This window comes from Pantoea sp. OXWO6B1 (genome assembly GCF_001641135.1).
Classification (GTDB): Bacteria; Pseudomonadota; Gammaproteobacteria; order Enterobacterales; family Enterobacteriaceae; genus Pantoea; species Pantoea allii.
On the sequence record NZ_LWLR01000001.1, the window covers coordinates 1,340,849 to 1,364,559 of the forward strand.

The window sequence follows — 23,711 nt, forward strand, 5'->3', positions numbered from 1 at the left end:
GGTACGGCCATGCACCAGAACATTGTTCAGCAAGATGACGGTTATCTAAATAAGACCCCGCTGTTCCAGTTTATTCTGCTTTCCTGTCTGTTCCCGTTGTGGGGCTGTGCGGCAAGCCTGAATGACATTCTGATTACGCAATTTAAAAGTGTGTTCGCCCTGAGCGATTTTGCCAGCGCCCTGGTGCAGAGCGCCTTTTACGGCGGCTATTTTTTGATTGCGATTCCGGCCTCGCTGGTGATCCGCAAAACCAGTTACAAGCTGGCGATTTTAACCGGGCTGGCGCTGTATATCGTCGGCTGTATGCTGTTTTACCCCGCCTCGCACATGGCAACCTATACCATGTTTCTGGCAGCGATTTTTGCTATTGCCATTGGGTTAAGCTTCCTGGAAACGGCGGCGAATACCTACAGCTCAATGATTGGTCATCGCCAACATGCCACGCTGCGTCTTAATATCAGCCAGACCTTCTATCCGCTAGGTGCTCTGATGGGCATTGTGTTGGGAAAATATCTGGTATTTCAGGATGGGGAAAGCCTGCAAACACAGATGGCAAACATGACGGCGGAGCAGGCCCACGCGTTCCGCTTATCGATGCTGGAACACACTTTGGAGCCGTATAAATATCTGGTGATGGTGCTGGTGGTCGTCATGCTGCTGTTTATGTTCACCCGTTATCCGCGCTGCAAGCCGCAAAGCAACGAAAAAACGTTGCCGACGCTGGGCGAAACCTTCTGCTATCTGGCAAAAAATCGCCATTTTAAACGCGGTATTCTGGCGCAGTTTCTCTACGTCGGCATGCAGGTTGCAGTGTGGTCCTTTACCATTCGTCTGGCCCTGACGCTGGGGGCGACCAATGAGCGTGAAGCGTCCAGCTTTATGATTTACAGCTTTATCTGTTTCTTTATTGGCAAGTTTGTCGCCAACATTTTAATGACACGTTTCCGTCCAGAGAAAGTCCTTATCGTCTTTTCTGTTTTAGGCATGATAACGCTGGCCTACGTCATGCTGGTGCCCAATTTCACCGCTGTTTATGCCGCCGTGTTTGTTAGCGTGCTGTTTGGTCCCTGCTGGGCCACGATCTATGCCGGTACGCTCGCAACGGTAGACAGTAAATACACTGAAGTCGCCGGCGCGTTTATTGTGATGTCGATCGTCGGGGCGGCATTTGTGCCCGCTTTGCAGGGCTTTGTTTCCGACCATCTGGGATCGATGCAGCTGGCATTTGGCGTGTCGCTGCTGTGTTTTGCCTGGGTTGGCTTCTATTTTTGGGGCGAACTGCGCCATAAAAAGCAGCCGCGTCATCGCGCAAACCTGGCGGAGGAGGGACTATGAAAACCCGTTTACCGCTGCGCCGTGAACAGTTTTCCGCCACGCCCACGTTGCTGCTGGAGAGCGAGGATTTCAGGATCGAGCTGTTTCGCTATCCTGCGGGCATTGAGGCCATTCGCATTCACAACCGGCGGGGCACGGTGATTGTGTTGCCCTTTCTGGGCCAGATGGTATGGGATGTGAATTTTGACGGCCGTGCCCTGACCATGGGGCACCGGTTTAAACAGCCGCTGCCGGGTGACACTATCATCGATACGTACGGCTGTTTTGCCTTTCATTCTGGTCTGCTGGCGAATGGCTGCCCTGGCGCGGAAGACTCGCATCCGCTTCACGGTGAAATGGCCTGCGCCCGCATGGATTCCGCATGGATAGTGCTGGAGGATGAGCGTCTTTCTGTCGAAGGCGAAACCGAATACATCAAGGGGTTTGGTCACCATTATCTGGCGGCACCGGCGGTACGGCTAAGGGCCGATCAGGCGCGGCTGATGCTGGAGATGACCGTGACAAATCTGGCTGGCGCACCGATGCCGTTGCAATACATGTGTCACATCAACAGCGCATGGGTGGCGCAAGGGCAGTTTAAACAGACGATTCCTGACGAGGCGTTTCAGCTGCGCCGTTCTGTTCCGGCACATGTGCGGCCCACTCCTCAGTGGACCGCCTTTACCTACTCCCTGGCCCGCGATCCCACCGCGTTCCGGCAGTTGGATCAACCTGCAATGTACGATCCGGAGATTGTCTTCTTCGCCGATCATCTGGCGCAATACGGTGAGAACGTTCAGTTTGAACTCCATTCCCCGGCCGGTTATGCCCTGATGACCCGCTTTTCCACCGCGCAGTTTCCGCATGCGACGCGCTGGATACTGCATAATGCGGATCAGCAGGTTGCTGCCTACGTACTGCCCGCCACCTGCCGTCCAGAAGGCTTTGCAGCGGCACAACGCGCCGGTACGTTGATGGCGTTGATGCCCGGTGAGCACCGTCATTTCCAGGTTGAAACCGGCGTGCTGTAAATCGCCCAGGCCGACGCGTGATGTGACGAAACGTCAGGTGCTTTTGACGCTTCTGCTGCCACGACAGCGTCGGCGTGAGTCTCTTCTGCATCAGAACGCGTGGGGCTGGCAGGATGATCATCCATGTGGCGAAAGCCCGTGGATAGCGCGTCTTATACCCATCTGCCTGTTCACGTCTTCTACCTGCTCGCCTGTAAGCCATTTAAGCCACCGCAGCCTGTTCTGGCTGGACACACAGCAGATCGCTATCGCCGTTTTATCGTTGAGCATCCCGCTGTTAACCCTGCGTCGGCCTGGTGGAAAACGCGATCCACCTGGCGTTCTAAGGCGGCAGGAAAGTGCGATTCTGCCTAATGCAACCAACATCCCTTATCTTCCTCAGGTCAATTTATGTGACAAAGATCACATAAATTGACATTAGTCATCCTTATGAGAAAACTCGCCCTTCCAAATATTGAATGATAATGATTATTATTTATATTGTTATTGTCATTAACAACTGCTCATTTAATACAAATAAACCACATAAAATGTAGTTTTTTAGCTTTTTTGTGAACATAAATTCTCAAAAATTTTGACCTCATGGGTGAGCCGTCTCGGCTAAAGGTTACTGAATCTGAATTGACTCGCGTGGTCTGGCGCAGGCTGCTGCCCTTTTTAAACGGTGGCTGGGCGGCTTACGCCTTTAATAAAGGAACGGGATATGGTGGTACGTAAGCAAAACCCGTCGGTGCCTCACCGACATCTGTCTGATGCGGTCCTTACTGCTCAGGACTTTATTTTCAATGATGCGCAAATTTCGGCCTGGCATCAGCAAACGCAGGAGGCGCTGACGCTGATCACCCACACCGTTCAGCGCGTTGAGAAACCCTTCAGCGGTATCCTGCCTCACGAGCTGGCCCCGGCTTTTAGCGCCGTCGATCTTGACCAGCCGCTGGGAAATAATGAGGCTGCGCTGGAAGAGTTAGGATCACTGTATCTGCGTGATGCCGTCTGGTTCCATCACCCCAAATACGTGGCGCACCTTAACTGCCCGGTGGTACTGCCATCGCTGCTGGCGGAGCAAATCATGGCCGCGGTCAACAGCTCCGTGGACACCTGGGATCAGAGCGCGGGCGGAACGCTGATTGAACAGAAGGTTATTGACTGGACGCTGAGCCGCATCGGTCTGCCGGCGAGCGCCGACGGCATCTTTACCAGCGGCGGCACGCAGTCAAACCTGATGGCGATGCTGCTGGCACGCGACAGCTGGTGCGCCGCACATCATCCGGGCCATCTGATCAAACATCAGGGCCTGCCAGCCAATGCCGCCAAATGGCGCGTCCTGACCTCCAGACTGAGCCACTTCAGCATTCAGAAATCGATGGCCATTCTCGGGCTGGGCTACGATGCGGTCATTCCGGTGGATTACGACGACGATTACCGCATGGACAGCGTGCAGCTTGCGCACGAGATTGCGCGTTGCCACGAGCAGGGCCTGATCCCGATTGCCGTCGTCGCCACCAGCGGCACCACCGATTTCGGCAGCATCGATCCGCTGGAAACCATCGCGACACTGTGTCAGCAGCACGGCATCTGGATGCACGTCGACGCGGCGTACGGTTGCGGTCTGTTGGTTTCGGAAGCGCATCGCCAGCGCCTCAACGGTATTGAAAAAGCCGACTCGGTGACGGTGGATTATCACAAGTCGTTCTTCCAGACCGTGAGTTGCGGCGCGTTCTTCGTGCGCGACAAACAGCACCTCAGCCACGTGACGCACCATGCTGATTACCTTAATCCGCTCAGCGCTCAGCAGGAAGGGACGCCAAACCTGGTGAATAAAAGTATTCAGACCACGCGCCGCTTTGACGCGCTGAAAATGTGGCTGACCTTGCGCATCATGGGGCCGGCGAAGCTGGGTGAGGCGTTTGACAGCCTTATTACGCTAACCCAGGCAACCCATCAGTTGCTGAAAGCCCATCCGGTGATTGAGGTCCTGCACGCGCCTGAACTGACCACCCAAATCTTCCGCTTCGTGCCGCGCCCCGGCATGAATCCGGTACAGCTGGACGCCATCAATGCCGGTATCCGCAAGGCCCTGTTCCGTTCCGGTAATGCGGTGATTGCCGGTACCAAAGTGGATGGCCGCCAGTACCTGAAATTTACGCTGCTTAATCCCACCACCTCGCTAGCTGACATGGAAGATGTGATTGCCTTGATCGCCCATTACGGTCGCGAACAGGCACGTGACATGACATTACAGGTGGCTAACCAGTGAGAACGGCGCGATGAACAACAGAATTTATGACTTTATCGGTATTGGTATTGGGCCTTTTAATCTCAGCCTGGCCTGTCTGAGCGAGCCGGTTGAGGGGCTGAACGGCCTCTTTCTGGATCAAAATCCGGGGTTCGACTGGCATACCGGCATGATGCTGGAAAGTGCGCACCTGCAAACGCCGTTTATGGCCGATCTGGTGACGCTGGCCGATCCAACCAATCCTTACAGCCTGCTGAATTACATGAAACAGAAGGGGAAAATTTATTCGTTCTATATCCGCGAAGACTTTTTCCTGATGCGTAAAGAGTACAACCAGTACTGTCAGTGGGCGTGCTCACAGCTGAGTAATTTGCGCTGGAATACGCGGGTAGATTACGTGAGCTACGACGATGCCCAGCAGTGCTACCGTATTCGTGCGGTGGATACGGTCAGCGGGCAACAGCAGGAATGGCTGACGCGTAAACTGGTGCTGGGCACCGGGCCTGCCGCGTGGCTGCCGGAATGCAGCCGATCGCATCAGTCGCGCTTTACCCATTCCAGTCAGTATCTGGCGGACAAGGCGGAGCTGCAGAAAAAGAGCACCATCACCGTGCTGGGAAGCGGTCAGAGTGCCGCAGAGATCTATTACGACCTGCTGACGGACATCGATCGGTTTGGCTACCAGCTTAACTGGATAACCCGCGCACCGCGCTTCTATCCCCTGGAATACACCAAGCTGACGCTGGAGATGACCTCGCCAGAATGGGTCGACTACTTCCACGCGCTGCCGGGGGAAAAACGTGATGCGCTGAACGCGCGCCACAAAAACCTCTACAAAGGCATCAACAGCACCTTAATCAATGACATCTACGACCTGATGTACGTCAAGCAACTGGATGGCGCGCTGAACGTTAACCTGTTCACCCATTCGGAGCTCACCGGCATGCGCTGGTTGCCGAGTGGGGAGTTTGAACTCGCCCTGCATCAGCAGGAGCAGGATTGTGCGTATACGCGCCGCACCCAGGGGCTGGTGATGGCTACGGGTTATCAGTATCGCCCGCCGATGTTTATCGAAGGCATCAGCCAGCGTCTGCGCTGGGATGAGAAGGGCCGTTACGACGTCCAGCGCAATTACAGTATTGACCAGCATAACCAGATCTTCGTGCAGAACGCAGAGCTGCATACGCACGGCTTTGTCACGCCGGATCTCGGCATGGCCTGCTATCGCAACTCGGTGCTCCTGCGTGAACTCACCGGGCGGGAAATTTATCCCGTCGAGCGGCAGATCGCCTTCCAGACCTTCCCGGCCCAATCGGAACATTGATATGTCACAGTCAACGCTTTTCACTGCGGCCCGACCTGCGGGCCAGTTTACCCTCCGTGCCATGCAGCCCGACGACGTGACGCTTATTCACCGCTGGGTCACGCGCGACTACGCCCGCTTCTGGGGCATGCAGGATCACTCGCCCGAACAGGTCGCCGAATTCTATCAACAGCTGACGGCAAAAGATCCCCATGCGGCCTTAATCGGCTGTTGCGATGGCGAACCGGCGTTTCTGATTGAATGCTATCGCGCCAGCGATGATGAGGTCGGCAGGCATTATCCCGCACAGCCAGACGACTACGGCATGCATATTCTGATCGCGCCCGCGGTGAACCCGGTCAGCCAGTTTAGCTGGCAGGTGTTCAGTACGGTCATGGACTACCTGTTCAGCCGCCCCGAGGTCAACCGCGTGGTGGTCGAGCCGGACGTGCGCAATGACAAAATCCATCGCCTGAATAAACGTGCCGGTTTTCGCTATCAGCACCAGATTGATATGGAACATAAAACCGCCTGGCTGGCCTTCTGCCAGCGCGAAGATTATCAACAGGCTCTACTGCAGGATTCACTGATGAATAACACCACACCGCTGTTGAACGGTTCACACCTTACCGGCAATGACTGGCTGCAAGCCAACCGTTTACTGATTCGCAAAGCGATTGCCGAATTCGCGCACGAAAAATTGATCACGCCTGTCGACATGGGCGCTGGCCGTTATCAACTGGCCGTACCGGGGGGCGAATCGGCATACGTTTTTTCTGCACAACGCCGGGCGCTTGACCACTGGGAAATCGATCTGGCGTCGCTGGAAAAACAGGAAAACGGCCGCCGTTTACCCTTGGATGCGCTGCAGTTTATTGAGGAGTTTAATGCGCAAATCGGCATTTCTCAGGCGCTGCTGGCGACCTACATGGAGGAGATCAGCAGCACCTTGTGCAGCAGCGTGTTTAAACTGCAGAAGAATAATCCAGACAGCCAGGCGCTGGTAAAGGCGGACTTTCAGACCGTCGAATCCGCGATGACGGAAGGCCATCCCTGCTTTGTCGCCAATAACGGCCGTATCGGTTTTGATGCGCGCGATTATCTGGCTTATGCCCCCGAAGCCGCCACGCCGGTGAATCTGATCTGGGTGGCCGTGCATCGCCGTAATGCCCACTTCTCCAGCATCAGCGAGCTGAGCTATGAGCGCCTGCTGCAGGAAGAGTTAGGACAGCCTGCGCTTGACCAGTTCGCTGCTCAACTGGCGAGCCAGGGTGTCGTCACCGACGACTATATCCTGATGCCGGTCCATCCCTGGCAGTGGCAGAATAAACTGTTGACGGTGTTTGCCGCGGATATTGCCAGCCAGGACATTATTTATCTGGGGATCGGGGACGATGGCTATCAGGCGCAGCAATCGATTCGCACCTTTTTCAACCGCAGTCAGCCGGGTAAACGCTATGTGAAAACGGCGCTGTCGGTGCTGAACATGGGCTTTATGCGCGGCCTTTCTCCTTACTATATGGCGACCACGCCCGCGATTAATGAATGGCTGGAAAGGCTGGTGGCAAAGGATGACTGGCTCCAGCGCTGTGATTTCCGCATCCTGCGCGAAGTGGCCGCTGTGGGCTATCACAACCGACACTATGAACGCGCCATTCAAGGCGACTCCGCTTACAAGAAAATGTTTGCGGCCCTGTGGCGCGATAATCCGGTCACTGATCTGCAGCCCAACCAGCGTTTAATGACCATGGCCGCGTTGCTGCATGTCGATCACCATCAGCAGCCGTTACTGCCCGCGCTGATCGCTGATTCCGGCCTGCCTGCGGAACAGTGGATTGGTCGTTACCTGAACTGTTACCTCAGCCCGCTGCTGCACTGCTTCTATCAATACGATCTGGTGTTTATGCCTCATGGCGAAAACCTGATCCTGCTGCTGGAAAACAATGTGCCGGTCAGCGCCTATATGAAGGACATTGGGGAGGAGATCGCGGTGATGAATCCGGATGCCGTTCTGCCTGAAAAGGTGCAGCGACTGGCGGTGGACGTGCCTGAGCACCTTAAACTGCTGTCGATCTTTACCGACGTCTTCGACTGCATCTTCCGCTTTATCAGCGCGATTTTGCATCAGTCGAATACGCTGTCGGAAAGCCAGTTCTGGCAGTTGGTGGCGCAGTGCGTGAAGGACTATCAGCAGGCGCATCCGCAGCTTGCCAGCAAGTTCGCCCGCTACGACATGTTTGCGCCCGAATTTACCCGCTCCTGCCTGAATCGCCTGCAGCTGGCGAATAACCAGCAGATGATTAACCTGTCCGATCCCGCAGAAAACCTCAAGTTTGCTGGCACGCTGGTTAACCCAATTGCCACATGGCGCTGACCCGTTAGCGGTGTCAGCACGTCGGACAGTATCAGCGCGGTCGCTCAGGCGGCCGCGTTTTTTTATCTTGTTTTGGAAAGTATTCACGATGGCTCTTTTTCAACCTGTCTCGCGCCTCACGCGTCGACATTTACTGTTCCCCTTATCGCTGGTGTTATTTGAATTTGCCACCTATCTGGCGCACGACATGATTCAGCCGGGCATGTTGCGGGTGACGCAGGCGTTTCATGTCGGCCCGGAGTGGGTGTCCACGTCACTGACCGCTTACCTGATGGGCGGCATGGTGTTGCAGTGGCTGTTGGGGCCGCTGTCGGACAAGCTGGGACGCCGCCCGGTCTTGCTGGCGGGCGTCGCGTTTTTCATGCTGACCTGTCTGGCAACCCACTGGGTACAGAGCATGGGGCAGTTTATCTTGCTGCGCTTTCTTCAGGGCATCAGCCTGTGTTTCATCGGCGCGGTCGGTTATGCCGCTATTCAGGAAGCGTTTGACGACGCACTCAGCGTAAAGATGATGGCGCTGATGGCTAACGTGGCCCTGCTGGCACCGCTGGCCGGGCCGCTGGCGGGCACGGCGTTTCTTGCCGTCGCAGACTGGCGCACGCTGTTTCTGTTTTTTGCTGCGCTGTCTGCCCTGGCGCTGACGGGGTTGTGGTTTTCGATGCCGGAAACGGCGGGCGACAGAAACACCTCTGTGTCGCTGACGTCGCTGGCAGCGGGCTATTACGCGTTGTTAAAAGAGCGGCAGGTGATAAGCGGTTCGCTGGCCATTGGCCTGGTCACCATTCCCTGTCTGGGCTGGGTCGCCCTTTCTCCGGTGATCCTGATTCACGATCTGGGGCTGAGCCGAATGGAATATGCGCTGCTCCAGTTGCCGGTCTTTGTGGCGATGATTGCCGGAAATCTGACGCTGGGTCGGCTTGCCAGCCGTCTGCCGGTTGAGCAGCCGCTGCGGCTGGGTGCCTGGCCGATTATTACCGGTCTGGCGATAGCCGCTGTCGGCACGCTTATGGATGCAGGCAGCTATGTATGGCTGACGGCGGGCCTGAGCCTTTACGGTTTCGGCACAGGAATGGTGAATGCCGGGCTGTACCGACTGACGCTCTTTTCCAGCCGGGCAGGGAAGGGCAGCGTGGCGGCGATGCTGGGCATGATCAGTATGGTGGTGTTTGCGCTGGGCATTGAGGCGGTCAAAGTGGCGTATTTCAGTGGCGGGATGGCCTGGTTCAGCCTGGTGAATCTGCTGTGCGGCTTGCTGTGGTTGGGACTGGTGCGGTCGTTTCTGCGCGAAAATCTGCGACGACATCGCGTCGTCGCAGTATAGGGTGAGACAGGCGGCAGGGTTTGCCGCCGGTTCGGTAGCGATCAGAAATCGTAGCCGACAGTGGCAACGACGGTCCGTTCCGCGCCCCAGTAGCAGAAACCGGTGCCGTAGCAGGCGGACACATAGTCGCGGTCGGTCAGGTTATTGGCGTTAACCTGCACAAAAGCCCCTTTCAGGTTGCTGTTCCAGGCGCCTAAGTCGGCACGTACCGAGGCATCAAACAGCGTGGCAGACGGCAGACGGGTGGTATTTTCATTGTCTGCCCACTGCCGACCAATGTAACGCACGCCTGCACCGATGCTGATCCCGGCGTCGAACTGGTATTTCGCCCACGCGGAAGCCATCGAATCAGGCGTGACGTAAGGCGTATGACCGTTATTACCGTCGATGGAATCTTTAAAGCGCACGTGGTTGAGCGTAAAGCTCGCCAGCGTGCTCAGTCGCGGGGTTAACTGATTATGTGCTTCCAGCTCAAGCCCCTGCGAGTGCACTTTCCCGGCCGGTTCATAATAGGACCCCACCACCACACGATTGCCGACGTCATTTTGGGTCAGATCGTAGATCGCCGCCGAGTAGAGATCGGACGTGCCCACCGGCTGGTATTTAATGCCGGTTTCGTACTGTTCCGAGGTCGTGGGTTTCAGCAGATTGCCATCCTGTCCGGAAAGGGACTGCGGCGTAATGGCCTGGCTGTAGCTGACGTACGGAGAGATACCGTTATCGAATGCATACAGCAGCGCCGCACGACCGCTCACGTGATCGTCCTGACGACGATACTGCGTATCGCTGCTGTACTGTCTGTTTTCAGAGACGATCCGATCGTAGCGGCCGGAAAGATCCAGATGCCACTTGTCCCATTTCATCTCATCCTGCAGGTACATACCGGTTTGATAGTAACGGCGCTGCGAGTTCTGGAACACGTAAGCCGGATTCGGTCCCACGGCCTGGCCTGTCAGCGCATTGAGCTGGCTGGCTAAACCACTGGCATCGCGCAAATCGTTGGTGTACTGATGATATTCCGCGCCCAGCACCACCTTATGATCCACCGGGCCCGTGTCAAAATCGGCTTCCAGTTGATTATCGATCGCATACGCCTGCAGTGAGGAACGTGAACCGGAGTAGTAGCGGTTGAGCAGTTCAGACTGAGGGGAATCCCAGCCAGCCTGATAAACCTGATCCAAATCCACATTGGAATGGGAGTAGCTGGCATTGGAGCGGAAGGCCCAGGTTTCGTTAAAGCGGTGAGCGAACTCCGCGCTGTAAATTTGCTCACGACGTTTGAACTGATCCAGCGTGCTGTCGCCGTCATAAAAACCGGTGCTGAGCTTACGTCCGTTATGCTCGGTGATGCTGCCGTCACCCGGCACGGCGCTGTGGTAGCCACCGGAAGGATCTTTTTGCAGATAGGCGCGTAACAGCAGTGAGGTATCCTCATCCGGCTGCCACAGCAGCGAGGGTGAAATCGCATATTTTTCTTCGCGGGTATGATCGTACTGCGTATCACTGTTGCGCGTGATGCCGGTCAGACGAAAAGCCCACTGATCGTTAATCGCATTGGTGTAATCAAATGCGGCGCTGTTGGTGTTGTGAGTGCCGGTGGACAGGCGGAAGTGACCGGCGGGGGCATACTGTGGACGCTTAGACGTCTCCATGACTAAGCCACCCGGTACGGTTTGCCCGTACAGGGCGGAAGAAGGCCCTTTGATCACATCAATGCGTTCGAGGAACCAGGGATCAACCTGCAGCACGTTGTAGCTGCCGGGATCGCTCATCAGGCGCAGGCCGTCGAGGAAAATATTATCCACATCGCCGCCGTGGAAACCGCGCAGCGACACCGTATCGTAGCGGGTGGCCGCGCCGGCGAAGTTCGTAAAGGCACCCGCGGTATAGTTCAGCGCCTGATTCACATCCATTGCGCCCTGATCGTCCATCTGCTGGCGCGTCACCACCGACACCGACTGACCGGTGGTGATCAGCGGGCGATCGGTCTTGGTCGCGCCTTTGCTGACGGTCGTCGTATAGCCTTCTGTTGGGGTTGTCGACGTTTCTTCAGGCTTTGCCGTCACCACCAGCGTGTTGGCGGCAAACGTGACTGCCGGTGTGGCAATGGCGATGGAACACAGCAACGCTAACCGTTTCGGGCCGAAAGGCATTCTCATTGTTTATCCCTTACAAAAGGTAAATACCCTGCTCCTTTCAGAGGAAAGGAGCGTAAATTTTGATTACGATCAGATAATGCGCATTGAATGCAAATGAGAATTATTGCCTTTACTGTTAATGATTACAAGACGTGTTCACCGTTATGGCTGAAGAAATTGCAGGCAGAAGGAAAACGGCGTGGATGGCGGGTGGGCTCAGGGCAATTTCAGCGGGGGGAAATGGCGGCTCGTGCGGCACTCGCCAGGTAAACAAGATGGGCAGGTCAGCAAGCATTTCTGACCTGCTACGTGGCTGTTATCTCAGATCGCGACCAGGCTCCGCACGTTATCCGTTTCCATATCGTCACCCCGACCGCGCTGAATAATTTCGCCGCGTGACATGACCAGGTAGCTGTCGGCTAACTCAGCGGCAAAATCATAGAATTGTTCGACCAGCAGAATCGCCATATCGCCGCGTTGCGCCAACTGACGGATCACCATGCCAATCTCTTTGATCACCGATGGCTGTATCCCTTCGGTGGGCTCGTCGAGGATCAGCAACTGCGGACGGCTTGCCAGCGCGCGTCCAATCGCCAGCTGTTGCTGTTGTCCCCCCGACAGGTCGCCGCCACGACGTGACTTCATGTCGAACAGCACGGGGAAAAGCTGATAAATCTCATCAGGAACCTGTTTCGCCCTGGCAGCGGGAAAGCGTGACAGCCCCATCAGCAGATTCTCCTCGACCGTCAGACGCGGAAAAATTTCGCGTCCTTGTGGGACGTAAGCGATGCCGGACTGCACGCGCTGATAAGGCTTTCGCGCGCCAATCGACTTGTCCTGCCAGCGTACCTCACCCGATTTGGCCGGAATCAACCCCATCAGGCATTTCAACAGGGTGGTTTTTCCCACGCCGTTGCGGCCCAGCAGGCAGGTGATCTCACCGGTCTTAACCTCAAAGGACAGGCCACGTAGAATATGGCTGCCGCCGTAATATTGATGCAGTTCCGATACCTGTAACATTTAGCGCCCCAAATAAACGTCGATGACCTGCTCATTGGCCTGAACGTCGCGCAGCGACCCTTCCGCCAGCACCTTGCCTTGATGCAAAACCGTCACGTGGTCGGCAATGGTTTCCACAAAGCCCATATCGTGCTCAACCACCATCAGTGAGTGTTTTCCTGCCAGACCGCGGAACAGCTCGGCGGTATAGTCGGTTTCCGCATCGGTCATGCCCGCGGCGGGCTCATCCAGCAGAAGCAGGTGCGGTTCCTGTACCAGCAGCATGCCGATCTCCAGAAACTGTTTTTGCCCGTGTGACAACAAGCCCGCCTGGCGCTGGCGCGAACCGGTGAGCCGCAGCAGGAGCAGGACCTCGTCAATGCGATCCCGCTGCTCGCTGTTAAGCCGTGCACGCAGGCTGGCCCAGACAGTTTTGCTGGTTTTCAGGGCAAGCTCCAGATTTTCAAACACCGTCAGGGCTTCAAACACCGTGGGTTTCTGAAACTTGCGCCCGATACCACGGCGGGCAATTTCCACAGGTGACTGTGCCGTGAGATCGTGATCCTGATCGTAAATGACCCGGCCTTTATCTGGCCGTGTTTTGCCGGTAATCACGTCCATCAGCGTGGTTTTCCCTGCCCCGTTGGGACCAATCACGCAGCGCAGTTCGCCAACGCCGATCGCTAAGGAAAGATCGGTCAGCGCGCGAAAGCCATCAAAGGAGACGGTGACCTGTTCCAGTTGCAACACCGGATCGCGCTGAACACGATGGCGATCCGAAGGAAACGATTGGGTAAACGGGTGCTCAGTCATGTTTTCTCCGACGCAGCAGGCCAATCACACCACGCGGCAGAAACAGCGTGACCAGGATAAACATCATTCCCAGGAAGAACAGCCAGTATTCTGGAAAGGCGACGGTGAAAATGCTTTTCGCGCCGTTAACAATCGCGGCGCCAAGCAGTGGGCCAATTAACGTGCCACGCCCGCCCAGTGCGACCCAGATGGCGGCTTCGATGGAGTTGGTCGGGGACATTTCACCGGGGTTGATAATGCCGACCTGCGGCACATAGAGCGCGCCCGCCACACCGCACAACACGGCGGACAGCGTCCAGACAAACAGCTTAAAGCCGCGGGGATCGTAACCGCAGAACATCAGACGGTTTTCCGCGTCGCGAACCGCAGTCAGCACCCGACCAAATTTACTGCGAGCCAGGGCAAAACCCAGGCCCAAACTGACCAACAGCAGCATAACGGTGGCGATAAACAGCCCGATGCGCGTGCCGGTGGCGGTGACGTTAAAGCCGAGCAGGGTGGTGAAACCGGTAAAGCCGTTGTTGCCACCAAAGCCGGTCTCGTTGCGGAAAAACAGCAGCATACCGGCATAGGTCAGCGCCTGGGTCATGATCGAGAAATAAACCCCTTTGATTTTCGAGCGGAAGGCGAAAAAACCAAACACCAGCGCCAGCAGGCCGGGCACCAGCACAATCAGGCACAGCGCCCAGGCAAAATGCTGGGTGCCCGTCCAAAACCACGGCAGGCGATCCCAGGAGAGAAAAGCCATAAAGGCCGGTACGCCGTCGCCCGCCGCCTGACGCATCAGGTACATGCCCATCGCATAACCGCCCAGCGCAAAAAACAGACCGTGCCCCAGAGAGAGTAAACCGGCATAGCCCCAGACCAGATCCAGCGCCACCGCGACGACGGCATAGCACAGGATTTTCCCCACCAGCGTTAAGGTATAGGTCGATATCGCCAACGGATGGGCGGCAGGCAGCAGCGCCAGAAACGGCATCATCAGTAGCATCAGCGTAACCAGTGCGCCAATACACAGCGTCAGGCGCGGGGCCTGGCGAGTCAGACGTAAGGTGATCGGTTGCGTCATTAGTCAGTCACCCTTCCTTTCACCGCAAACAGCCCTTGCGGACGTTTTTGAATAAACAGCACGATCATGACCAGAATCAGGATCTTCCCCAGCACCGCGCCGATTTGCGGCTCCAGCACTTTATTGAGAATGCCCAGCCCCAGCGCCGCCACGACGGTTCCGGCCAGTTGACCGACCCCGCCGAGCACCACCACCAGGAAGGAGTCAATAATGTAGCCCTGGCCGAGTTCCGGGCCGACATTACCCAACTGGGACAGGGCCACGCCGCCCAGCCCGGCAATGCCGGAGCCCAGGCCAAAAGCCAGCATGTCCACGCGTCCTGTCGGTACGCCGCAGCAGTCGGCCATGGCTCGATTTTGTGTTACCGCACGCACGTTCATTCCCAGGCGCGTGCGGTTCAGCAGCAGCCAGGTCAGCATCAGCACAAATACCACGAACAGAATGACCGCGATGCGGTTCCAGGGCAGGACCAGGTTAGGCAGCACTTGCAAACCGCCAGACAGCCAGGCGGGGTTAGCGACCTCAAGGTTTTGCGCGCCAAACAGCATCCGCACCAGCTGAATCAGCATCAGGCTGATGCCCCAGGTGGCGAGCAGCGTTTCCAGCGGGCGGCCATAAAGATGGCGGATAATGGTGCGTTCCAGCGCCATACCGATAGCTGCGGTCATCAAAAAGGCCACCGGCAGCGCCAGCAGCGGATACCAGTCGATGTAGTGCGGCGCGAACTGCTGAAACAGGTTTTGCACCATCCAGGTGGCGTAGGCACCCAACATCAACATTTCCCCGTGCGCCATATTGATCACCCCCAGCAGACCGTAGGTGATTGCCAGACCCAGCGCGGCAAGCAGCAGTATCGAACCCAGCGATAAGCCGCTAAACGCCTGACCCAGCAGATCGCCCCACATCAGGCGACTTTTGATCTGTTTCAGGCTGTCTGCCGCCGCTTCACGGACGGTTTCATCGGGTTCCGCTGTGGGCTGCGTCAGCCGTTGCAGGCTGGCCTGGGTATTGGGATCGCTGGACTCGCCCAACAGTTTTACCGCCCGCAGCCGAACCATGGGCTGAGAGCTGGTCAGTTGCAGGTTGGCTGCTGTCATTGCCAGCGCAGCGTGCACTCGCGCATCCTTTTCGACGCTCAGGCGCTGCGTAATCAGCGGAAGGAGATCGCTGGCCGCATCATTTTGTAACTGCTGAGCTGCGCTCAGGCGCACGCTGGCATCATTGCTCACCAGTTGATGGGCGGCGAGGGCACTGGCAACCAGCACGCGCAGCCGGTTGTTCATAAACAGTTTTTTCACTTCACCCGTCGGCTGCAGGGCGGCATCCAGCGGCAGCAACCTGCTATCGGTTTTACTGAAGGGATGGCGATCCTGATCCGTGACCACGGTTTCGGCTTTCAGCGCCTGAAGCAGCGGTAGGCGACTGGCATCCGGCGCAGCCGCCCACTGTTGCAGCAATGCCGCCTGCTGGGTTCGGCTGGCCGCAGCGAAGTCGGCTGCCGGTCCGGCGCTGGCAAACAGCGGCAGGAGCAGCAAAAAACTAAAGAAACACAGGCGAAGCGTCATGAGTGAGCCTCATTGAATAAGCGAGCATGGAAAGTCCTTTTTGCCGCCCTTATTCCGGGACAAGGGCGGCACCTGTTTTACTGGGATGTTTTCACAGGGTGGTCGGGTTTTTTGTCATTACCGGGGATATACGGGCTCCAGGGTTGGGCGCGTACCGGTTTGTCGGTCTGCCAGACCACGTTGAACTGACCGTTCTCTTCCACTTCGCCAATCATCACGGGTTTATGCAGATGGTGGTTGGTCTGGTCCATCGTCAGGGTAAAGCCATCCGGCGCTTTGAAGGTCTGACCGGCCATGGCGGCACGCACCTTATCCACATCGGTGGTGCCCGCTTTTTCTACCGCCTGTGCCCACATGTGAATGCCAACGTAGGTGGCTTCCATCGGATCGTTGGTGACAACGCTGCTGGCGTTGGGCAGGTTATGGGCTTTGGCATAAGCACGATAATCGGCGACGAATTTGGCGTTGGTGGGGTTATCCAGTGACTCAAAGTAGTTCCATGCGGCGAGCTGACCGACTAAAGGTTTAGTATCAATCCCCCGGAGTTCTTCTTCGCCCACAGAGAACGCCACTACCGGAATATCGGTGGCTTTGATGCCCTGATTAGCCAGCTCTTTGTAGAACGGGACGTTGGAGTCGCCATTGATGGTGGAGACCACCGCCGTTTTCCCGCCTGCGGCAAACTTTTTGATATTCGATACGATGGTCTGGTAATCGCTGTAGCCAAACGGCGTGTAGACCTCTTCGATGTCTTTATCCTGTACGCCCTTGGCATGCAGGAAGGCGCGCAAAATCTTATTGGTGGTGCGGGGATAAACATAATCTGTTCCCAGCAGGAAGAAGCGTTTGGCACTGCCGCCATCTTCGCTCATCAGGTATTCCACTGCAGGAATGGCCTGCTGGTTAGGCGCTGCCCCGGTATAGAAAACGTTGGGGGACATCTCTTCGCCTTCATATTGCACCGGGTAGAAGAGCAGGCCGTTGAGTTCTTCAAAGACGGGCAGCACGGATTTTCGCGATACCGATGTCCAGCAGCCGAAAACGACGGCCGCTTTATCCTGGGTCAGTAGCTGACGCGCTTTTTCTGCAAACAGCGGCCAGTTTGATGCCGGGTCCACCACCACCGGTTCGAGCTTTTTACCCAGCACGCCGCCTTTTGCATTGATTTCATCAATGGTCATCAGGGCGACATCTTTCAGCGGCGTTTCGGAAATCGCCATGGTGCCGGAAAGCGAGTGCATAATGCCCACTTTAATCGTGTCAGCCGCCTGAGCACTCCATGAGAATCCCATACCTGCGACGGTAGCGGAGAGCGCAAAAGCCTTAAGCAATGAACGTCTTTTCATCAATGTTAAACCCCTGGTTAGATGGATGCGTTATTCGATGGGTTGGAGCCTGGCCTGCTGTAACATATGGATTGTGATTTTTCTGACCTCTGCCTTACTGGCGGCAATGTGCCCACTCAGCATCTGCTGGGCTTCACCGGTTTGCTGCAATAAAATGGCCTGTAAAATTTGCGCGTGCTCGCGATACGTCGCCGCGATCCGGTCTTCGCGGGTAAAATCGAGACGTCGGATAATGCGGATCTTCTCGGTCAGTTCGGCGTGGATACGCGCGATTTCACTGTTGCCCGCGGCGGCAACCAGCGTCATATGAAAGGCTTCATCGTGCTGGGACACCTTCTTGCCCTCATCCAGACGGGCGGCCTCACACCAGAACTGATAAAGCTCGCGCAGCCGGGCGGCGCACTGCGCCGAGGGCAGCTCGCAAAGGCGCTTCACGGCTTCGCACTCCAGCACCGTTCGCAGGTCGTACAGCTCCTCGAAATAGGCGAAATCAAAGGTTTTTACCTGCCATCCGCTGCGAAACCAGACGTCGACATAACCTTCACGCTCCAGCCAGAACAGCGCCTGGCGCACCGGCGTGCGGCTGACCGCCATACGTTCAGCGATTTCACTTTCGCTGAAGCGGTCACCGGGCATCAGGCGAAATTCAAAAATGTCGTTTTTCAGTGTCTGATAAACGCGTTCCGCCAGCGCTTCCGGGCGACCTTTATGACGAGGGGATCGGGTGGTCATCGGCTCTCCTTATTCCAGCCACAGCAGTGAATCGCCGGGATTGACGGCGCGGCCTGCCTGGCAGTCGACGCGTTTCACCCGGCCCGCCGTCGGGGCGACAATTGCCAGCTCCATTTTCATCGCTTCAACAATCACCAGCGTTTGACCGGCGCTGACGTCGTCACCGGGCTGCACCAGGACTTTCCAGATGTTGCCGTTCATATCCGCCTGTACGGACAGGGCACTGTCGTCCTCAACGGCGGCATCCGGTGCGGTATCAGAAGGGGACGCGACCTCCTGTTCCTCCTGCGACCACAGCGTGACCTCCTGGTCGAAAGCCGCAGCCTGGCGTTGGCGGAAATCCGCGATATCTTCAGCGTTATCTGTCAGAAACTGCTGGTGGGCGGCAAAATCAAATTCCGTTTCTTCGATACGAAGCGTGGCGCGACCTTCGCGGAAATCGTCACGCATCTGCGTTAACGCCTCTTCCGTCACCGGATAGAAGCGCACCTGATCGAAGAAGCGCAGCAGCCACGGCTCACCGGCGCTGAACTGCGGGTTTTTCAGGAAGGTGTTCCAGATGGGTAAGGTGCGACCGACCAGTTGGTAGCCGCCGGGCGAGTCCATGCCGTAAATGCACATATACATACCGCCGATGCCGACGGTGCCTTCTGCCGTAAAGGTACGGGCTGGGCTGTATTTGGAACTCAGCAGACGATGGCGCGGATCGACAGGTACGGCGCAGGGCGCGCCGAGGTACACATCGCCCAGCCCCAGAATCAGGTAACTGGCGTCAAAAAGCGTTTCACGCACCTGTTCGCGGTGGGGTAATCCATTGATACGTTGAATAAAGTCGACGTTGTTTGGCAGCCAGGGCGCACTGGCCCGCACGGTTTCTTTATAGCGCTCAACGGCCCCGAGCGTGGCGCTGTCTTCAAATGCCATCGGCAGCCAGACGATGCGTGACGGGACTTTCAGTTGGCTCACATCCCCAAGGAGGGCTTCACGTTCCAGTAACTCGGCCATCAACTGCGACTGGCTCAAGATCAGGCTGTCATAGCGAATTTGTAGCGAGCGCACGCCGGGAGAGAGCTCTTCAATACCGGCAACGGGCCGGTCACGTAGCGTTTCCATTAACAAATGCACGCGCAGGCGCAACGCCAGATCGAGGACGTTATCGCCATATTCAATCAGGATGTACTTATCGCCAGCCTGGCGATAGACCGCCTGTGGAGAGGTCTCCGTGGCCGCAACGGCGGCAAGCAGCGTGCCGGAACCAAAGCGGTTTTCGGCCAGTGAGGGCACGGGAAAGGCTGGCGCAGGCTGGGGGCGCAGTGTGGCAATTGCCTGCCTCTGAGCGTTTTCCAGCGCGGTGGCTTCTTCAACGCTGATGGGGTGAAAACGAATACTGTCGCCGGGTTTGACCTGACCCACTTTCCACAGCTCGGCTTTCGCTATCGTCACCGGGCAGACAAAACCGCCAAGGCTTGGGCCGTCATGGGTCAGAATCACCGGAAAGTCGCCGGTAAAGTTGATCGCGCCAATGGCGTACTCACAGTCATGCACGTTAGACGGATGCAGGCCGGCCTCACCACCGTTGGCGCGTGCCCAACTGGGTTTTGGCCCGACCAGGCGTACGCCAAGACGGTTGGAGTTGTAGTGAACCTGCCAGTCGCTGGCAAAGAAATCATCGATGGCGGCCTGGGTAAAGAAGTCAGGTGCGCCGTGGGGTCCGTACAGCACGCCAATGCGCCATTCGTTGGTATAAACCGGTATCAGCGCCGGGCTGAGTGCCTGAGGTGCGCTGACTGGCGCTGGCGTGGTACAGGCCGCCAGCAATGGCTGGGAAACCGGTAGCATATCGGCGACCCGCAGCGTCCGCCCCGCGTGCCCGCCAAACTGCCCGAGCGAGAAGGTGGCGCGGCTGCCAAGGTATTCCGGCACATCAAAACCGTTACGAATGGCCAGATAACAGCGACAGCCGCGCTGAGCGCGTCCCAGCGTGAGCGTTTGTCCTGCCCTGACCGTAACAGGCTGCCAGTTAGCGACGGGTTCACCGTCCAGCGTGGCGGCACAGTCAGCGCCGGTCAGGGCAATCGTCGCCGCGCAATGGAAACGCAGCGTCGGGCCTTGTAAGGTAAATTCCAGCCCGGCAGCGGCCTCGTGATTGCCGACGATGCGGTTGGCCAGGCGAAAAGCATAGTCATCCATCGGGCCTGACGGCGGCACACCGATATCCCAGTAGCCAAGGCGGCCTGGTACATCCTGCACGGAGCTAAAGGTGCCGGGCTGCAGGACTTCCACCACGGCTGCCGACGGCGTGAAATTATCCAGAAAACGTGTCCAGACCTTGCCAGTGCGAAACGCGTCGGTGGCGACAATCTGTCGCAGGTAGTCAAGATTGGTGGCGATGCCGTGCAACTGGGTGGCATCCAGTGCGGCTTGCAGTTTGGTGAGCGCGGCGTCACGGGTTTCGGCGTGTACGATCAGTTTGGCAATCATCGGATCGTAGTAGCTTGAGACCTCGCTACCGGTGCCGATCCCGCTATCGACGCGCACATCGTCGGGAAAGCTGACGTGGGTTAACACGCCAGGGCTGGGCTGAAAGTTTTTGAGCGGATCTTCGGCGTATAACCGAACTTCAATCGAGGCACCCTGAGGTGCCTGCTGCAGGCGTGGCCAGTCGATCGCGTCATCGGCCGCGACGCGCAACATGCACTCCACCAGGTCAAGACCGGTGACGCATTCGGTGACCGGATGCTCAACCTGCAGGCGAGTGTTCACTTCCAGGAAATAGAAGGCGTCCTGTTGTGCATCGTAAATGTACTCGACGGTTCCCGCGCTGCGGTAATTAACCACCTCGCCCAGCCGCACCGCTGAGGCCAGCAGCGCATCACGGGTTGCGGCGGGTAAACAGGGCGCGGGCGTTTCTTCTACCACTTTTTGGTTGCGGCGTTGCAGTGAGCAGTCGCGCTCACCCAGGGCGACCACGGTACCCTTGCCATCGCCGAAGATCTGCACTTCAACGTGACGGGCATGATCGATGCAGCGTTCAAGAAATACGCCTGCATCGCTGAAGAACTGTTCGCCAAGCCGACGGACGCTTTCCCAGGCCTGACGCAGCGCATCGGGGTCGGCACAGCGCGTCAGCCCAATCCCACCGCCACCGGCAGTGCTTTTTAACATCACCGGATAACCGATGTTATCTGCGGCGGCCAGGGCGTCATCCAGTGAGTCGAGCAGCGCCGTACCGGGCGTCATGGGCACTCCGGCGCGCGCTGCCAGCTCACGCGCGCGATGTTTTAGCCCAAACTCACCAATTTGCTGCGCGGTCGGTCCAACAAACACAATGCCGGCCTGCTCACAGGCGGCCGCAAACGGCAGACTTTCAGAGAGAAAGCCGTAACCCGGCCAGACAGCCTGCGCCCCGCTTTCCTGCGCGGCGGCCAGAATCTTATCAATGCGCAGATAGCTGTCGCTGGCTTTGTCACCGCCCAGACCGATGGCGATATCGGCATCTTTAACATGTTGCGCGTTGCGGTCGGCATCGGAAAAGACCGCGACGCTTGTGATGCCCAGACGTTTCAGGGTACGGATAGCGCGGCAGGCAATTTCGCCACGGTTGGCAATCAGGACGGTGCTGAACATAATTTATTGACTCTCCAGAGAGGCGAGCCAGTGACGCCAGCCGCCGAATTCGGTGATCTCCAGCGCGTGTGTGAGCGCGGAACCTTCACAAATAAAGCCTTTCACCACGCGACCATCGGCGAGCGTCAGGCTGCCAATGCCTAATGGCGCTGGGATCTCGGCCACGAACTCGCCAAAGCGCGCCAGTGGGATATCCCACAACTCGACGGTGATGGCTGCGCCTTGTTCCGCTCGCATCAGACCGGGTTTTTTGATGGGGCCATCCAACAGGGCAAACAGGCGATACTGCGTAGCGGTCTGCGTCTCTTCTACCCAGACTGCCTGGCGTTGCGTGAGCTGAAAGTTAAGTGGCATGCCGGTCAGGTGCGCGCCCACCACCGCAATGCGAACGTGGTCGCTGGAAAGGGGAAGTGGTGCAGGCGCAGCAGGTTGGGCTCTGCCTGTCGCCCCCAGCGGCAGGGCGATAGCCTGCTGCCAGCGCAGGCCAAACTGCGCCAGAGCGCGGTCGTGCCAGGCTGGTGCAATCAGGGTAATACCTGCCGGCAGGTCATCGTTTCTGAAAGGGGCGGGCAGTGACAGCGCCGCGAGATCGGCCAGATTAGTGAAGTTGGTGTACGTCCCAAAATGCGAGTTATAAAGCACCGGCTCTTGCTGCATCTCCTCCAGGGTGTAAATCGTGGGGGAGGTGGGCACAACCAGCGCATCAAACTGCGCCAGAACCTGCTGGATATGGCGGGTCAAATCGGCGCGCAGGTATTCGGCCTGATAGGCGTCGACCGCGCTGTATTTCAGGCCATTGGAGACAATGCCGTGCACCACCGGGTCCATCTTCTCGGGCCGGGCAAGCATCTCACCCACGGCGGCGGTACGCTCGGCCACCCAGGGGCCATGGTAAAGCTGTTCAGCGAGTCGGCTGAAAGGCGTGAAATCAATGGGATGCAGCGTTGCGCCGCTCTCCTGTAGTGCGGCCAGCGCCGCATCCCATGCCGCTTCGGCAGCCGCATCATCAAAAAACGGCGGTGAAGCAGGAATGGCGAAATCAGGATGGGGTTTCATGCCGGCGGGGGCCGTGCGTGGGCTAACGCGGGAGTAAGCGTCCTGCGCATCGTATCCACCTGCCAGGCTGGCCACGGTAAAGGCTTCTTCTACCCTCAGTGCAAACACCGAGATCGTGTCATTCAGGCGGCAGGCAGGGACGACGCCGCGAGCGGACAGCCAGCCTTTGGTCGGTTTCAGGCCGACAATGTTGTTGAATCCTGCCGGTACCCGGCCTGAACCTGCGGTATCGGTACCCAGTGAGAACGCCACCAGGCCCCGTGCCAGTACCGAGGCAGAGCCGGAACTCGAACCGCCACTGACAAAATCCGGGTCAAAGGTATTACATACCGCGCCGTAGGGTGAACGTGTGCCGACCAGGCCGGTAGCAAACTGGTCGAGGTTGGTTTTTCCCATCACCACCGCGCCCGCCGCTTTGAGTCGCGCCACCACAAATGCATCATCAACAGCGGTATAGCTGAAAGCAGGGCAGGCGGCGGTTGTCGGCCAGCCTGCCACGTCAATGTTGTCTTTCACTGCAAAGGGCACACCAAACAGTGGGAGCGAGTCCGGGTCCTGCTGGTAGCGCGCCAGGAGCGGCTCAGTTTGCGCCATTAACTGGGACGGCGTGGCAAGGTAGATCCAGGCATTATCTTCCGGGGCCAGCTCAGAAAGGTGGGCCGCCAGCAGCGTGTGGATCTGCTCAGGGTGCTGCTGAGCGCGTTGCTGCCACTCTTTTAGGGTTAAGCCAAATGTCGAAGCCATGCAGTGAATTCCAACAGGTATACAAGATGGGATTCAACAAAGC

General features: G+C 57.4%; 17 protein-coding genes. 7 read left to right on the top strand and 10 right to left on the bottom strand.

Translation table 11 applies throughout. From position 1 onward, the window contains the following. Window positions 1–9 precede the first annotated feature (9 nt). Both fucP and A6A26_RS08490 read left to right on the top strand, forming a co-directional pair. On the top strand, window positions 10–1,335 hold the full coding sequence (fucP, locus tag A6A26_RS08485) for an L-fucose:H+ symporter permease (protein WP_063878325.1): 1,326 nt from the start codon (window positions 10–12) through the stop codon (window positions 1,333–1,335). Then, complete coding sequence (locus A6A26_RS08490; RefSeq protein WP_063878326.1) at window positions 1,332–2,345, top strand: aldose 1-epimerase family protein; 1,014 nt, start codon at window positions 1,332–1,334, stop codon at window positions 2,343–2,345. The genes fucP and A6A26_RS08490 overlap by 4 nt, the downstream gene beginning before the upstream one ends. Here the strand turns inward: A6A26_RS08490 and A6A26_RS25425 are convergent. Continuing rightward, window positions 2,315–2,470: a hypothetical protein gene (locus tag A6A26_RS25425; protein WP_156506650.1), complete on the bottom strand. Its 156-nt coding sequence runs from the start codon at window positions 2,468–2,470 to the stop codon at window positions 2,315–2,317. The two genes, A6A26_RS08490 and A6A26_RS25425, sit on opposite strands and share 31 nt — an antisense overlap. Here A6A26_RS25425 and A6A26_RS25430 point away from each other — a divergent pair. The 5 genes from A6A26_RS25430 to A6A26_RS08515 all read left to right on the top strand — a co-directional run bounded on the left by A6A26_RS25430 (window position 2,469) and on the right by A6A26_RS08515 (window position 9,579). After that, entirely contained in the window at window positions 2,469–2,699 is a 231-nt protein-coding gene (locus A6A26_RS25430) for a hypothetical protein (protein WP_145393581.1), read from the top strand. The two genes, A6A26_RS25425 and A6A26_RS25430, sit on opposite strands and share 2 nt — an antisense overlap. Before the next feature lie 349 nt (window positions 2,700–3,048). Continuing rightward, complete coding sequence (locus A6A26_RS08500; protein WP_063878328.1) at window positions 3,049–4,602, top strand: pyridoxal phosphate-dependent decarboxylase family protein; 1,554 nt, start codon at window positions 3,049–3,051, stop codon at window positions 4,600–4,602. A gap of 10 nt (window positions 4,603–4,612) precedes the next feature. After that, window positions 4,613–5,905, top strand: a complete 1,293-nt coding sequence (locus tag A6A26_RS08505) for a lysine N(6)-hydroxylase/L-ornithine N(5)-oxygenase family protein (RefSeq protein WP_063878329.1) — start codon at window positions 4,613–4,615, stop codon at window positions 5,903–5,905. 1 nt (window position 5,906) lies between these two features. Beyond that, window positions 5,907–8,258, top strand: a complete 2,352-nt coding sequence (locus A6A26_RS08510) for a GNAT family N-acetyltransferase (protein ID WP_063878330.1) — start codon at window positions 5,907–5,909, stop codon at window positions 8,256–8,258. Between the two features lie 88 nt (window positions 8,259–8,346). Continuing rightward, window positions 8,347–9,579 (top strand): MFS transporter, encoded by a 1,233-nt coding sequence (locus A6A26_RS08515; protein WP_063878331.1) that lies wholly within the window; start codon window positions 8,347–8,349, stop codon window positions 9,577–9,579. Window positions 9,580–9,620: 41 nt separating this feature from the next. Here the strand turns inward: A6A26_RS08515 and A6A26_RS08520 are convergent, their stop codons facing one another. From A6A26_RS08520 to atzF, 9 genes are all read right to left on the bottom strand, one after another. Next, window positions 9,621–11,738 (bottom strand): TonB-dependent siderophore receptor, encoded by a 2,118-nt coding sequence (locus A6A26_RS08520; protein WP_063878332.1) that lies wholly within the window; start codon window positions 11,736–11,738, stop codon window positions 9,621–9,623. Window positions 11,739–12,038: 300 nt separating this feature from the next. Next, on the bottom strand, window positions 12,039–12,737 hold the full coding sequence (gene urtE, locus A6A26_RS08525) for an urea ABC transporter ATP-binding subunit UrtE (RefSeq protein ID WP_063878333.1): 699 nt from the start codon (window positions 12,735–12,737) through the stop codon (window positions 12,039–12,041). Next, window positions 12,738–13,529 (bottom strand): urea ABC transporter ATP-binding protein UrtD, encoded by a 792-nt coding sequence (gene urtD / locus A6A26_RS08530; RefSeq protein WP_063878334.1) that lies wholly within the window; start codon window positions 13,527–13,529, stop codon window positions 12,738–12,740. Continuing rightward, window positions 13,522–14,598 (bottom strand): urea ABC transporter permease subunit UrtC, encoded by a 1,077-nt coding sequence (gene urtC / locus A6A26_RS08535; RefSeq protein ID WP_063878335.1) that lies wholly within the window; start codon window positions 14,596–14,598, stop codon window positions 13,522–13,524. Before urtC ends, urtD begins: the two co-directional genes overlap by 8 nt. Continuing rightward, window positions 14,598–16,163, bottom strand: a complete 1,566-nt coding sequence (gene urtB / locus A6A26_RS08540) for an urea ABC transporter permease subunit UrtB (protein WP_063878336.1) — start codon at window positions 16,161–16,163, stop codon at window positions 14,598–14,600. The genes urtC and urtB overlap by 1 nt, the downstream gene beginning before the upstream one ends. Window positions 16,164–16,240: 77 nt before the next feature. Continuing rightward, a complete protein-coding gene (gene urtA, locus A6A26_RS08545) occupies window positions 16,241–17,509 on the bottom strand; it encodes an urea ABC transporter substrate-binding protein (RefSeq protein WP_063878337.1) in 1,269 nt (422 codons plus the stop codon). A gap of 30 nt (window positions 17,510–17,539) precedes the next feature. Next, a complete protein-coding gene (locus A6A26_RS08550) occupies window positions 17,540–18,241 on the bottom strand; it encodes a GntR family transcriptional regulator (protein ID WP_063878338.1) in 702 nt (233 codons plus the stop codon). Between the two features lie 9 nt (window positions 18,242–18,250). Next, on the bottom strand, window positions 18,251–21,868 hold the full coding sequence (gene uca / locus A6A26_RS08555; RefSeq protein WP_063878339.1) for an urea carboxylase: 3,618 nt from the start codon (window positions 21,866–21,868) through the stop codon (window positions 18,251–18,253). Window positions 21,869–21,871: 3 nt separating this feature from the next. Continuing rightward, entirely contained in the window at window positions 21,872–23,668 is a 1,797-nt protein-coding gene (gene atzF / locus A6A26_RS08560; protein WP_063878340.1) for an allophanate hydrolase, read from the bottom strand. Window positions 23,669–23,711: the final 43 nt, after the last annotated feature.